This is a genomic window from Microbacterium martis (assembly GCF_047246685.1).
GTDB lineage: Bacteria > Actinomycetota > Actinomycetes > Actinomycetales > Microbacteriaceae > Microbacterium.
In genome coordinates, this window is sequence record NZ_JBFOKT010000001.1 from 1359982 (window position 1) to 1373486 (window position 13505).

General features: G+C 69.1%; 14 protein-coding genes. 9 read left to right on the forward strand and 5 right to left on the reverse strand.

Annotated features, from left to right (window positions below; all coding sequences use genetic code 11):
* Nucleotides 1-52: 52 nt before the first annotated feature.
* The 4 genes from AB3M90_RS06540 to AB3M90_RS06555 all read left to right on the forward strand — a co-directional run bounded on the left by AB3M90_RS06540 (nt 53) and on the right by AB3M90_RS06555 (nt 3621).
* Nucleotides 53-973 carry an ACP S-malonyltransferase gene (locus tag AB3M90_RS06540; RefSeq protein WP_412950761.1) on the forward strand — a complete coding sequence of 307 codons (921 nt, stop codon included), beginning with the start codon at nt 53-55 and terminating at the stop codon, nt 971-973.
* A complete protein-coding gene (locus tag AB3M90_RS06545; RefSeq protein ID WP_412950762.1) occupies nt 970-1971 on the forward strand; it encodes a beta-ketoacyl-ACP synthase III in 1002 nt (333 codons plus the stop codon). Before AB3M90_RS06540 ends, AB3M90_RS06545 begins: the two co-directional genes overlap by 4 nt.
* 67 nt (nt 1972-2038) lie before the next feature.
* On the forward strand, nt 2039-2287 hold the full coding sequence (locus tag AB3M90_RS06550) for an acyl carrier protein (RefSeq protein ID WP_045258434.1): 249 nt from the start codon (nt 2039-2041) through the stop codon (nt 2285-2287).
* Between the two features lie 95 nt (nt 2288-2382).
* The gene (locus AB3M90_RS06555; RefSeq protein WP_412950763.1) at nt 2383-3621 is read left to right on the forward strand and encodes a beta-ketoacyl-[acyl-carrier-protein] synthase family protein; all 1239 of its coding nucleotides are present in this window, start codon (nt 2383-2385) and stop codon (nt 3619-3621) included.
* A gap of 140 nt (nt 3622-3761) precedes the next feature.
* Here AB3M90_RS06555 and AB3M90_RS06560 read toward each other — a convergent pair whose 3' ends face one another.
* Both AB3M90_RS06560 and AB3M90_RS06565 read right to left on the reverse strand, forming a co-directional pair.
* Nucleotides 3762-4265: a DUF3145 domain-containing protein gene (locus AB3M90_RS06560; RefSeq protein ID WP_412950765.1), complete on the reverse strand. Its 504-nt coding sequence runs from the start codon at nt 4263-4265 to the stop codon at nt 3762-3764.
* A gap of 228 nt (nt 4266-4493) precedes the next feature.
* Complete coding sequence (locus AB3M90_RS06565) at nt 4494-5267, reverse strand: hypothetical protein (RefSeq protein ID WP_412950767.1); 774 nt, start codon at nt 5265-5267, stop codon at nt 4494-4496.
* A 176-nt stretch (nt 5268-5443) separates the two neighbouring features.
* Between AB3M90_RS06565 and AB3M90_RS06570 the strand changes: the two genes are divergently transcribed.
* Genes AB3M90_RS06570 through AB3M90_RS06580 form a run of 3 tightly spaced genes read left to right on the forward strand, consistent with a single transcriptional unit; the run spans nt 5444 to nt 9036 of the window.
* Nucleotides 5444-7447 carry a DUF262 domain-containing protein gene (locus AB3M90_RS06570; RefSeq protein ID WP_412950768.1) on the forward strand — a complete coding sequence of 668 codons (2004 nt, stop codon included), beginning with the start codon at nt 5444-5446 and terminating at the stop codon, nt 7445-7447.
* A gap of 1 nt (nt 7448) precedes the next feature.
* Nucleotides 7449-8696, forward strand: a complete 1248-nt coding sequence (locus tag AB3M90_RS06575) for an alpha/beta fold hydrolase (protein WP_412950770.1) — start codon at nt 7449-7451, stop codon at nt 8694-8696.
* Between the two features lie 55 nt (nt 8697-8751).
* Complete coding sequence (locus AB3M90_RS06580; RefSeq protein ID WP_412950772.1) at nt 8752-9036, forward strand: hypothetical protein; 285 nt, start codon at nt 8752-8754, stop codon at nt 9034-9036.
* 83 nt (nt 9037-9119) lie between these two features.
* Here AB3M90_RS06580 and AB3M90_RS06585 read toward each other — a convergent pair whose 3' ends face one another.
* From AB3M90_RS06585 to glgA, 3 genes are all read right to left on the reverse strand, one after another.
* On the reverse strand, nt 9120-9377 hold the full coding sequence (locus AB3M90_RS06585; protein WP_047520045.1) for a type B 50S ribosomal protein L31: 258 nt from the start codon (nt 9375-9377) through the stop codon (nt 9120-9122).
* 131 nt (nt 9378-9508) lie between these two features.
* Entirely contained in the window at nt 9509-10294 is a 786-nt protein-coding gene (locus AB3M90_RS06590; protein WP_412950777.1) for an ABC transporter ATP-binding protein, read from the reverse strand.
* Between the two features lie 17 nt (nt 10295-10311).
* The gene (glgA, locus tag AB3M90_RS06595; protein ID WP_412950780.1) at nt 10312-11496 is read right to left on the reverse strand and encodes a glycogen synthase; all 1185 of its coding nucleotides are present in this window, start codon (nt 11494-11496) and stop codon (nt 10312-10314) included.
* A 69-nt stretch (nt 11497-11565) separates the two neighbouring features.
* Between glgA and AB3M90_RS06600 the strand changes: the two genes are divergently transcribed.
* Nucleotides 11566-12807 (forward strand): glucose-1-phosphate adenylyltransferase, encoded by a 1242-nt coding sequence (locus AB3M90_RS06600; protein WP_412950783.1) that lies wholly within the window; start codon nt 11566-11568, stop codon nt 12805-12807.
* Nucleotides 12808-12856: 49 nt separating this feature from the next.
* Entirely contained in the window at nt 12857-13492 is a 636-nt protein-coding gene (serB, locus tag AB3M90_RS06605) for a phosphoserine phosphatase SerB (protein ID WP_412950786.1), read from the forward strand.
* The last annotated feature ends 13 nt before the right edge of the window (nt 13493-13505 follow it).

Here is a 13505-nt window from a genome sequence, read left to right on the forward strand (position 1 = left end):
TCTTGTGATGGATCATCCACCGCTCTGCCCGAATCGTTGGCAGACTGAAGAGGTGATTGTCGTCGTATGCCCGGGACAGGGCTCGCAGACCCCCGGATTCCTCGCTCCCTGGCTCGAGCTCGACGGGGTGGCCGAGCGCCTCGACGCCTACTCGGAGGCAGCAGAGGTCGATCTGCGCGAGCACGGCACGGTGTCGGATGCCGACACGATCCGCGACACGCGGATCGCGCAGCCCCTCATCGTCGCCGCGTCGCTGATCGCCGGCGACGTCCTCGCGGAACGCGCCGGCCGCCGTGCCGACGGCATCGCCGGTCATTCCGTGGGCGAGATCGCCGCGCTCGTCGCCAGCGGCGTCATCGATGCCGAGACCGGCATGCGACTCGTCGGCATCCGCGGGCGTGCCATGGCGGATGCCGCCGCCCAGACGCCGACCGGGATGAGCGCCGTCCTGGGCGGCGACGAGACGGCAGTGCTCGAGCGCCTGTCCGAGCTCGGTCTCTCGCCCGCGAACTACAACGGCGGCGGTCAACTCGTGGTCGCCGGTGAGCTGCGCGGACTCGAGGCTCTCTCGACCGAACCGGTCAAGGGCACGCGCGTCATCCCGCTGCAGGTCGCCGGGGCGTTCCACACCGACTACATGGCATCGGCGGTGGCCGCATTGCGCGAAGCCGTCGAGACGGTGACGCCCGCCGACCCCTCGATCACCCTCTGGACGAACCGCGACGGCTCGATCGTCGAAAGCGGCCCTCAGGCGCTCTCGTTCCTGGTCGACCAGGTCTCCTCGCCGGTGCGCTGGGACCTCTGCATGACCTCGTTCGCCGAACACGGCATCACCGGTCTGATCGAGCTCGCTCCCGCCGGCGCACTGGTCGGACTCGCCAAGCGGGGGCTGCGCGGCATCCCGACCGTGGCCGTGAAGACCCCCGAAGACCTCGACGCGGCCGTCGCGCTGCTGAACGGAGAAGCCGCATGAGCGCCACCCTCGCCCAGGTCGCCGGACCGGCCTACACGCGCATCTACTCGTTCGGAGCAGCGCGCGGTGAGAACGCCGTGCCGAACGAAGACCTCATCGGTCCGATCGACTCGAGCGACGAGTGGATCCGCCAGCGCACCGGCATCATCACCCGCGTCCGCGCCGACAAGGGCACCGACGCCATCGACCTCGCCACCGCCGCGGCATCCGAGGCCATCGAGAAGTCCGGGGTCCCCGCCGATCAGGTGGATCTCGTGATCGTGGCGACCATCAGCAACCCGAAGCAGACGCCGTCGGTCTCGGCGATCGTCGCGGACCGGGTGGGGGCGAACCCCGCCGCGGCGTACGACGTGAACGCCGCCTGTGCCGGCTACGCCTACGCGGTCGCGCAGGCCGATGCCCTCATCAAGGCCGGCGCCGCCCGCTACGCGCTGGTGATCGGCACCGAGAAGCTGTCCGACGTCGTCGACCCCGCCGACCGAAGCATCTCGTTCCTGCTGGGCGACGGCGCCGGCGCCGCGTTGATCGGGCCGAGCGACACCCCGGGCATCGCCCCGGCCGTCTGGGGTTCCGACGGTTCGAAGGCGGATGCCGTCGGCATGAACGCCACGCTCACCGAGTTCCGCGACGGGGAGGCGCCGTGGCCGACCCTCCGTCAGGAAGGCCCCACGGTCTTCCGCTGGGCGGTGTGGGAGATGGCGAAGGTCGCGCGCGAGGCGCTCGACAAGGCGGGCGTCCAGCCGTCCGACATCGCCGCGTTCATCCCCCACCAGGCGAACATGCGCATCATCGACGAGTTCGCCAAGCAGCTGAAGCTGCCCGAGACCACGGTGATCGCGCGCGACATCGAGACCACCGGCAACACGTCGGCGGCGTCGATCCCGCTGGCCAGCCACCGCCTCATGCAGGAGCACCCGGAACTCTCCGGCGGGCTCGCTCTGCAGATCGGCTTCGGCGCCGGACTCGTGTTCGCCGCCCAGGTCGTCGTCCTCCCCTGAGATCGCGCCACCTTGCCTAGACTGTTCCACGGTTCCGAAAACAACCCGTAAGAAAGAGGAAGACCACATGGCTTTCACCAACGATGAGGTCCTCGCCGGCCTCGCAGAGCTGATCACCGACGAGACCGGCATCAACGCCTCCGAGGTCGCCCTCGAGAAGTCGTTCACCGACGACCTCGACATCGATTCGATCTCGATGATGACGATCGTCGTCAACGCCGAGGAGAAGTTCGGCGTCACCATCCCCGACGACGAGGTCAAGAACCTCAAGACCGTCGGCGACGCGGTCGACTTCATCGTCGCGGGCCAGGAGTAGTCCGCTCAGGATGCCACCCCCGCGCCTGCGGGGCGTGGCATCCTCTGCCTCTGCCCGCCCTCCGCTCGACCCCCGCCCCGACAAGGAACCACACCATGACCAAGCGCATCGTCGTCACCGGCATCGGCGCCACGTCCGCCATCGGCGGGACCGCTCCCGAGAACTGGAGCAACCTGCTCGCCGGCGTCTCCGGCACCCGCACCCTCGAGCACGACTGGGTCGAGCAGTACGACCTCCCCGTCACGTTCGCCGCGGAGGCCATCGTGCGCCCGGAGGAGGTGCTCCCCCGGCATGAGGCCAAGCGACTCGACCCGTCGTCGCAGTTCGCCCTCATCGCCGCCCGTGAGGCCTGGGAGGACGCGGGAGCGCCCGAGGTGGCGCCCGAGCGCCTCGGCGTCGACTTCGCCACCGGCATCGGGGGGCTGTGGACCCTGCTCGACGCGTGGGACACGCTGCGCGAGAAGGGCCCGCGCCGCGTGATGCCGCTGACGGTGCCGATGCTCATGCCGAACGCGGCCGCCGGAAACCTGTCGCTGCAGTTCCACGCCCGAGCCTATGCCCAGACCGTGGTGAGCGCCTGCGCCTCGAGCACCGAGTCGCTCATCCATGCCTTCCACCACCTGCAGGAGGGTCTGGCCGACGTCGTGATCGCCGGCGGCACCGAGTCGGCCATCCACCCGATCACGATGGCGTCGTTCGCGTCGGCCCAGGCACTGTCGCGTCGCAACGACGACCCGGCCCACGCTTCGCGCCCGGGAGCGATCGATCGTGACGGCTTCGTCATGGGCGAGGGCGCTGCGGCGCTGATCCTCGAGACCGAGGAGCACGCGAAGGCGCGCGGCGCCAAGATCTACGGATACGTCCTCGGTGGTGGGGTCACGGCCGACGCGTATCACATCACGGGCAACGACCCCGAGGGCAACGGCGCGGCACGCGCGGTCGTCCAGGCGCTCGACGAGGCAGGTCTCACCCCCGACCAGATCACCCACATCAACGCCCACGCCACGTCGACGCCCGTGGGCGACCCGAACGAGTACGTCGCGCTGAAGAAGGTCTTCGGCGACCGGATCGACGAGATCCCCGTCTCCGCGACCAAGGCCTCGACCGGTCACCTGCTCGGCGGCACGGGGGCGCTTGAGGCGATCTTCTCGCTGCTCGCGCTGCGCGACCGCGTCGCTCCCCCGACCATCAACATGACCGAGCCCGACCCGGCCGTGCCGTTCCGTCTCTCCGGCGAGCCCACGCCCCTCGGCGACGGCCCCCAATACGCGATCAGCAACTCGTTCGGCTTCGGCGGCCACAACGCCGTCCTCGTGGTGGCCGGCGCCGACTGAACCGCGTCGCTCCACCGACGAGGGCCCCGCTCCGGAATCGGAGCGGAGCCCTCGTCGAGCGGAGGGGGAAACGTCTTCTCAGCGTCCGGGACGAATCACCGGCATCCGATACTCACGCCTCCCGCACTCCGGGCTCGTGGCTACCCGACCTTGTGCAACCAGACCACGCGGGCGTCATCGCTCGCGTGGCGGAACGGCTCGAGCTCCTCGTCCCAGGCCGAGCCGAGAGCGATATCGAGCTCGCGCTGCAGCTCGACCGCATTGCCGGCCGCGATCTCCATGGCGTAGCGGATGCGGTCCTCGCCGATGACGATGTTGCCCGCGGCATCCGTCTGCGCGTAGTGGATGCCGAGATCCGGCGTGTGCAGCCAGCGGCCGCCGTCGCTCCGCGGCGTCGGGTCTTCGGTGACCTCGAACCGGAGGTGCTCCCACCCGCGGATCGCGGTCGCCAGAGCAGCACCGGTGCCGACCGGACCGTCCCAGTAGAACTCCGCGCGGCGCGAACCCTCGAGGACGGGTTGCTCTGTCCAGTCGAAGTTCACCGCGCGCCCGATAGCGCGCCCCACCGCCCATTCCAGGTGCGGGCAGAGCGCGCGAGGCGCGGAGTGGATGAACACCACTCCGCGTGCGTAAGCCGTCGCCATGATCTCTCCGTTTCATCAGGTGCGTCTTCCCCAACGACCTAACCCACACGGGAGTGGCGAGAATATGCGGTTATGCGCCCATTCTCCCCGAGCCGATCCGAAATCACAAGCGTGTGATTCGACGCTGCTCGTCGAGACCCCTGCTTCGCGCCGAGACCCCCACCTGCAGACGCTCACAGGCGGGGGTCTCGGCGCGAAGACGGGGTCTCGCGGAACGGAAGCGGGGCGTCAGGCCTCGCTCATCGCCTGCTTGACCTGCTGGCCCTTGGCCGCGTAGTACGCCGCACGCGCAGCATCCTTCCGCGCCTGCTCGGCGTAGCCGTGCTCCAGCACGTCCTGGGGCACCTCGACGTTCGGGACGTCGTCGGTGCCGTGGTACTTCTCGATGTACGCGTCGAGCTCGGGGCCCGAGGTCCACGACGTGATGAGGCAGTAACGCGGCTCGTCGCCGTTGTGCGTCGCGGCGTGCCAGAGGCGCTGCGTGTCGACGATGAGCTGAGCGCCGGCCGGCAGCGCGATGCGGTACTCGATGCTCGGGTCGGTGCGGTTCTCGCGCAGGACGAAGTAGCTGTCCTTGTCGTCGGTGAGGTTGAAGAATCCTCGCACGACCCACCCCGTGCCGTCGGGGTTGAGACGGTTGTTGTCGTCCTGGTGCAGGTTGTAGAGGCAGTCGCCGTAGGGCGTGGGCTGCAGCTCGATCACCCGGCAGCGGCCGACGTTGGCGCCCGGCTCCTGCGCGCGGCGCGTCAGGTTGGGTGCCTTGGCGACCTGCGAGTCGATCCAGACGCCGTCCTTGTCGGTGCGCGGCGGCTTGTGGTTCCAGAAGCCGTTGCACTCGATGTCGCCGAAGGCGCTCGCGAGGGGGGCGAAGCGGGTGTCACCCGACGACTTCCAATCGTTGTACTCGATGTCGAGCCATTCCTTGGGGTCGAGCTCCTGGTCGTAGCTGTCGAGGACGACGAATCCCTTTTCCTCGAGAGCCGCGGACTTGATGTATCCCATGATCTGAGTCAGATCCTTTCATCGGGGGCCAGCACGTTTTAACAGGCCCTGATAAGGCAAGCCTAACAGCGGCGCCGGCCCGCCCCTCGGAGGGGCGCCGTGCATAACCGAATAGACTGGACCGGGCGCGCAGCGGGTCGGCAGCGCCCCGTGTCGAGGAGGGACGAGACACCAGCATGAGCACCGCGACCAACGTCGAGGCGACGGCAGTCAACACGATCGAATGGCTCGCGGCAGGGACGACGGGCATCGTCGTCCCTGTGTATCAGCGTCAGTACCGCTGGGACATCGGAGGGTGCGAGCAGCTCCTCGCCGACGTCCGGGCGGTCGCGGCAGAAGACGGGTCGCACAGGCATTTCCTCGGCTCGATCCTGTCGGCGGCGGACGACTCGGATGCCGACACCGACCTCGTCCTCATCGACGGACAGCAGCGCATCACCACCCTGATGCTGCTCGCGGCCGCCCTGCAGCACACGGTCCGCGACTCCCATCCGGATCTGGCAGCCGAACTCGGCCGCGTGCTCGTCCGCCCGGACGATCCGACGCGCACTAAACTCCGACCGCACGACGCCTGGGCCGACCTGTACGAGTCGGTCGTGCTCGAGCGCGGCGACGGCGCCGACCGCGAGTCCCGCTTCGACGACAACTACGCGTTCTTCCGCAGCCAGGTGCACGCCGACGAGGCGGCGGCGATCTGGCGCGGCCTGAAGCGGCTCGAGCACGTGTCCATCACGCTCGGCGCGGGCGCCAACGCGCAACAGATCTTCGAGAGCCTGAACTCGACGGGCGAGCCGCTGCGCGACCACGAGCTCATCCACAACTACATCCTCATGGGGCTCACGCACGCGGAGCAGCTCGATGTGGAGGCCCGGTTCTGGCTCCCCATCGAACGCCACACGGGCGAGACGATCGGCGCCTTCTGGCGTCATTACCTCGTCATGACGACCGGCCGGGAGGTGGCGGCCAACGGAGAGCACGGCGTCTACAGCGCGTTCCGGAGCTCCTTCCCTCGCGTCGACGTGGAGCATCTGCAGGCGGATGCGGCGCTCTGGCGCCACTACGCCGAGATCTACGGCATCCTGCTCGATCCCTCCCTCGAAAAGGATGCCGAGATCGCGCGGCAGCTCCGTTTCGTCAACACCTTCGGTCGCGCCTCGTACCCTCTCGTGCTGAGCGCGTACAGCGATCACGCCCGTGGCCTCATTTCTCGCGACGAGCTCATCCTCACGCTCGAGCGCATCCAGGCGATGTACCTTCGGCGGACGCTGGTCAACCTCCCGAACGAGCGTCTCGTGGCCCGTCTGTGCCGCGCGCGTCGCGACGGCAGCGAGGCGCTCGAGCGCGCCTTCGCGCGCATCACCCCCTCGGACGAGCGCGTCAGCGCCGTGCTGAAGTACAGCGAGCTCCCCCATCCGGCCTACGTGCTGGGCCGACTCGAGGGCGTCGACGACACGACCGACTACGACGTCGAGCACATCGTCCCGACCGTGCCGGCCGACGCATGGTCTGGTGACGGCGTGCGCGAGTGGCTCGACTACTCCGACGACGAGCGGAACGCCCATCGCGCCCTCGCCCCCACGCTCGGCAACCTCACCCTTCTGGAGCAGAGCCTGGCGGAGCGCTCCTTCGGCGAGTCCTATCCGGTGAAACGGGCCTCGGCCTACGCCCGAAGCACCGTGCCCGAAACGGCGGAGCTGCAGGCGACGGAGAGCTGGGACACCGCGGCCATCGCGCAGCGCACCGTACGTCTCACGACCCGGCTGCTGCCCCTCTGGGCGCGTCCTGCGCTGCCCGAGATCGACGACGACGGGCTCACCCCCATCCTCGACGCCGTCCGGCGACGGGGCTGGCCGGCGGGCTGGGAGCGCGAGTTCGATTACGTCGAGTACCGGGGCGAGCGCTGGGAGGTGTACGACGTCAAGCACCTCTTCAACCGCGTCTTCCGGCGCGCGTGGAGCGACACGCGCGACGCGGCGGTCTCGTACTGTGCCGCGCACGGCGGGCCGATCTACGAGGAGACCGCGTGGAAGGGACAGTGGGATCAGCTCGACCACTCCCACCACCTCTACATGGGCTGGGACTCCACCTACATGATGAGCGCCGTCCAGGGCGTCCTCGACGAGGCGGGCATCGCCGCCGAGGTCTTCGTGAAGTACTCCTACATCGGGAACGTGATGTGACATGACCACGACCATCCACCACCTCCTCGACCTCGAGGTCGAGGAGCACACCCTCACCGTCCCGCTCGTCTGGGACGACCCGGGCGACACCCGCACGATCGAGATCTTCGCCCGCGTGGTGACCCGCGACGACGGCGAGTCGCTCCCCTACCTCGTCTACCTGCAGGGCGGGCCGGGGCATGAGGCTCCCCGCCCCTTCCACTCGTCGACAGCCCCGGCATGGCTCGACGAGGCGCTGGCCCATTACCGCGTGGTCATGCTGGATCAGCGGGGCACCGGCCTGTCGACGCCCGTCGGCGACGACGACCTGGCCCGCGGAGCATCCGCCGTCGCCGAGCACCTCACCCACCTCCGCGCCGACTCGATCGTGCGTGACTGCGAGGCGATGCGCGAGCACCTCGGCGCCGCCACCTGGACCGTGCTCGGCCAGTCGTTCGGCGGCTTCACGACGCTCGCCTACATCTCGACGGCCGCCGCCTCGCTCGCCGACGTGTTCATCACCGGCGGACTGAGCGCGGTCGGACGCCACCCCGACGACGTCTACGCGCTCTGCTACGACAAGATGCGCGACGCCTCAGAACGCTACTACCGTCGGTTCCCGGAGCACCGCGACCGCATGCGCAGACTCGTCGACCACGCTCGTGCCGGCGACATCGTCCTCCCCGACGGCGAGGTCGTCTCGCCCTCACGCCTACGGTCCGCGGGGTCGGCGCTCGGCATGAACGACGGCTGGCAGACGGTGTGGTCGCTGCTCGAACGCGACCACCGCTCGAACGCCTTCCGGTACGACCTCATGAACGCGATGCCGTTCGGGGGTCGCAACCCGCTCTACTTCGCCTTTCACGAATCGAGCTACGCCGACGGCCACGCGACGCGGTGGTCGGCGGAGCGCACGGAGCCCGATGACTTCCGCGACGACGTGACGCTGTTCACCGGCGAGCACATCCGCCGCGAATGGACCGAGACGGTGCCGGCGTTCCAGCCCTGGCGCGACGTCGCGCTCGAGCTCGCCGAGTTCGAGTGGCCGCGGCTCTACGACCCGGGCGCGATCGAGACCTCGGGAACGACCGGTGCCGCAGTCGTGTACGCGAACGACACGTATGTGCCCCTGGAGTTCTCGCTCGAGACCGGACGACTGCTCCGCGACGTGCACCTGTGGGTGACGAGCGAGCACGAGCACAACGGGCTGCGCTCCGGACCGGTGCTGACGCACTTGATCGACCTGGCGCAGGGGCGTCGGATCCGCTGAGCGCATCCCTCCGACAACGGATGCCGGATGGGCGGGCGCCGTCTATCCTGGCCCCATGAGCGAGGTCATGGGGTGGATGACGCTGGCCCTCGCGCTGGCCCTCGGACCGATCCTGCTCGTCTCCGGCATGATGCACACGTTCTCCCGGAAGCCCGTCGAGGAGAAGTACGACCGCGGTGCGTCCGGAGGGCTCGGCGGGGCCTTCGATGCGGTCTGGTCCCCCACCGCGCACGAGGCCGGTCAGGAGCGGGATCGTCAGACCCGGCGGACGGCCCCGGCGCCATCGCCGGGAGACCCGCCGAGCAGGATCGACGGCGGTCGCATCGTCCTCGACATCTGAATTCTGGCGCGCCGAAGGAGAAAGGGCAGGAGAAAGATATAGGCCCCGGTTCCGAGGAACCGGGGCCTATCTCGTGGCGGACCTTACTTGGAGGAGCCGCCGAAGCCCTTGAAGCGCTGGTTGAACTTCTCGACGCGACCGGCCGAGTCCATGATGCGCTGCTTGCCCGTGTAGAACGGATGCGAGGCCGAGGAGATCTCGACGTCGATGACGGGGTACTCCACGCCGTCCAGCTCGATGGTCTTGTCGCTCGTGACGGTCGAACGCGTCAGGAAGGTCTCGCCCGAGCCGAGATCGCGGAACACGACGGCCTGGTAGTCGGGGTGGATGTCAGTCTTCATGGGATTCCTTAAGTGCTGCCCTGGATTGTGCCAGGGACGAGGGAAGTCTGCGGCGCGAGAGCACCAAGGGTCGATTCTATCAGTTCTCCGCCCGGCTGAGGAATCGGATCGCGAGCCGGGGCGCGAGCGTCTCAGGAAGCGGCGCGGGCGGCGTAGCGGCCGTCTTCCGCGCTGAGAGCGATCGGCATTCCGAACGCCTCGCCCAGGGCGTCGGCGGTCAGCGTGTCGCCGATCGGTCCCGCAGCGACGACCCGTCCCTCGCGGAGCAGCATCACATGCGTGAAGCCGACCGGGATCTCCTCGACATGGTGGGTGACCATCAGCATCGCCGGCGTCGTCGGAGACGACGCGTAGCCGCTGAGCAGCGCCAGCAGCTCCTCGCGGGAGCCGAGGTCGAGCGACGCCGTCGGCTCGTCGAGCAGCAGCAGCTCGGGATCGGTCATCACGGCCCGCGCGATCTGCACGCGCTTCTGCTCGCCGTCGCTGAGCGTGCCGAAGGTGCGCTCGGCGAGGTGTTCCAGGCGCCAGTCGGCGAGCACCCGCCGCGCGCGGCGCTCGTCGATCTCCTCGTAGCTCTCGTTCCACCGTCCGAGCACGGAGTAGGCCGCCGTGAGCACGGTGTCGAGCACCGTCTCGTCGCGGGGCACGCGCTTGGCCATCGCCGACGAGGCGAATCCGATGCGCGGGCGGACCTCGAAGACGTCGGTTCGGCCCAGGGTCTCGCCCAGCACCGTCACGGTTCCCGACGTCGGGTGCATGAGGGTGTCGGCGAGTTGCAGGAGCGTCGTCTTGCCGGCGCCGTTCGGTCCGAGGACGACCCACCGCTGGTCGTCGTCGACCTGCCAGGTCACGTGATCGATGATGTTGCGCCCCTCACGGCGCACGACGACGTCGGTGAATTCCAGAGCGCTCGACATATCGCCAGCCTATCGGCTCAGCGGATCAGCTCCGCGTACAGCGCGCGCGTGGTGTCGGCGATCGCGCCCCAGCTGAACTCGTGCCTGGCGCGCTCCCGTCCGGCCTCGCCGTAGGCGCGCGCCCGCTCCGGATCGGAGGCCACCTCGGTGAGCACCGCGGCGAGGTCGGCGACGTACCTCCCCGGGTCGACCGGGGTTCCGGTGCCGTCCTGCACCTGCTCGATCGGCACGAGCCGCCCGGTCACGCCGTCGGCGACGACCTCGGGGATGCCGCCGGTGGCGGTGCCGACGACGGCTGCGCCGCAGGCCATGGCCTCCAGGTTCACGATGCCCAGCGGCTCGTACACCGAGGGGCACACGAAGGTCGTCGCGGCCGTCAGGATCGCCGAGAGCTCGTCGCGCGGCAGCATCCGTTCGATCCAGATGACACCGTCTCGGCTCTGCTGCAGCAGACGCACGCCCTCCTGCACCTCGGCCATGATCTCCGGGGTGTCCGGCGCACCGGCGCACAGCACCAGCTGCACCTCGGGCGGCAGGAGCCGGGCGGCCTGCAGCAGATACGGAAGCCCCTTCTGACGCGTAATGCGACCGACGAAGACGACCGACGGCCGCGCGGGATCCATGCCGATCGACTGCAGGAAGGCCGCATCCTCCACCGGACGCCAGCGCTCCACGTCGATGCCGTTGTGGATCACGTGCACCCGGTCGGGGTCGACCTGCGGGTAGCTGCGCAGGATGTCAGCGCGCATGCCCGCGCTCACGGCGATGACGGCGGCGGCGTTCTCGTAGGCGAGCTTCTCGATTCCGCTCGACACCGCGTAGCCGCCGCCCAGCTGCTCGGCCTTCCACGGCCGGAGGGGTTCGAGGCTGTGCGCGGTCAGGACGTGGGGGATGCCGTGCAACTGCGAGGCGAGGTGCCCGGCGAAGTTCGCGTACCAGGTATGGCTGTGGACGAGGTCGGCATCCGCGATCGCCGAGACGATCTCGAGGTCGGTGCCGAGGGTCTGCAGTGCGGCGTTGGCAGACGCCAGCTCCTGCGGAGCCCGGTACGAGAAGGTTCCCGGCTCATCGCGGGCGGCGCCGAACGCCCGGACGCTCACCTCGATGCTGCGTCGCAGAGCGGTCACGAGCTCCGCGACGTGCACGCCGGCACCGCCGTAGATCTCCGGCGGATATTCCTTCGTGATCATCTCGACTCGCATGCTCTAGACGCTAGCGACTCACTTGTCCAGGCGCTAGGAGCGCGCCTCGTCGACCTCTATGGTGGAGCCATGTCCGCTCCAAAGAAGGTCTTCGGGATCATCCTCGCCGGAGGCGAGGGCAAGCGCCTCATGCCCCTGACGGCCGATCGCGCAAAACCCGCGGTGCCTTTCGGCGGACAGTACCGGCTGATCGATTTCGCGATCTCCAACCTCATCAATTCGGGCCTGCGTCAGATCGTCGTGCTGACGCAGTACAAGTCGCACAGCCTCGACCGCCACATCTCGCAGACCTGGCGCATGTCGGCTCTGCTCGACTCGTACGTCGCGTCGGTTCCCGCCCAGCAGCGGCTCGGCAAACGATGGTTCTCGGGCTCCGCCGACGCGATCCTGCAGAGCCTCAATCTCATCAACGACGAGAAGCCCGACATCGTCGTGGTGATCGGCGCCGACCACGTCTACCGGATGGACTTCCGGCAGATGCTCGACGCGCACATCGCCTCGGGCGCGAAGGCCACCGTCGCCGGCATCCGTCAGCCGCTCGCCCTCGCCTCGCAGTTCGGCGTCATCGACGCCGACGCCGAGACCGGGCGCATCAAGCAGTTCCTCGAGAAGCCCACCGAGATCACCGGCCTCGCCGACTCGCCGCACGAGGTGCTCGCCTCCATGGGCAACTACATCTTCGACACCGACGCGCTGATCGCCGCCGTCGAGGCCGACGGCGAGTCGCCCACGTCGGGGCACGACATGGGCGGCGACATCGTCCCCTACTTCGTCGACCGGGGCGAGGCGGGCTATTACGACATGAAGCAGAACGACGTGCCGGGATCGTCGCCGCGCGACCGGTCGTACTGGCGCGACGTGGGGACCATCGACTCGTTCTTCGACGCCCACCGCGACCTCATCTCCACCCTGCCGATCTTCAACCTCTACAACATGGAGTGGCCGATCCACTCGCAGGCCGTCAACTCGCCGCCGGCGAAGTTTGTCCGCGACTCCGTCGGTCGCATCGGCAATGCCATCGACTCGATCGTCTCGCTGGGGTCGGTGCTCTCGGGCACCCATCTCGAACGCAGCGTCGTGGGCCCGTGGACGCTTGCGGGCGGCGGCTCGACCATCACCGATTCGGTCGTCTTCGACCATGTGCGACTGGGCCAGGGGGCGCGGGTGCACCGCGCCATCCTCGACAAGAACGTCGTGCTGGCCGACGGAGCCACCGTCGGCGTCGATCGGGAGCGCGACCTGGCCCGGGGCTTCACGGTCACCGAGTCGGGCATCACGGTCGTCGGCAAGGGCGTCTTCATCGAGCGGTGACGCGGTCACCGGCACGAACCGGGTCGCGGCGATCGGTAGGCTCGACGACGTGACCTCCGCGCGATTCCTCGTCGTCCTCGATGCCGATTCCACGCTCATCCGCGATGAGGTGATCGAGTTGCTGGCCGACGAGGCCGGTCGGCGCGACGAGGTGGAGGCTGCCACCGAGGCGGCCATGCGAGGAGAGGTCGACTTCGCGGCGAGCCTGCGGTCGCGCGTGGCGGCGCTCGAAGGAGTGCCGGTGTCGGCCTTCGAGCGCGTGCGAGCTCGCGTCGAGCCCACTCCGGGGGTACACGAGCTCATCGCGGCCGTGCACGCGCGCGGTGGCGTCGTCGGCGTCGTCTCGGGCGGGTTCCACGAGATCCTCGATCACATCGCCCCGCAGCTCGGCGTCGATCGCTGGCGGGCGAACCGGCTCGAGATCGCCGACGACGCGCTCGCCGGCCGGGTCGACGGCGCCATCGTGGATGCCGCGGTCAAGGCGTCGACCCTCGCCGAGTGGGCGTCCGAGCTGGGCATCGACCGGCGCGCAACGATCGCGATCGGAGACGGGGCGAACGACCTCCAGATGATGGCGACGGCGGGTCTGGGGCTCGCCTTCAACGCCAAGCCGGCGGTCCGCGAGGCCGCGAGCCTGGTCGTGGCCCGGCAGGACCTCGCCGAGGTCATCCCGCTGCTGCCGTAGACCGCGGGCGCGC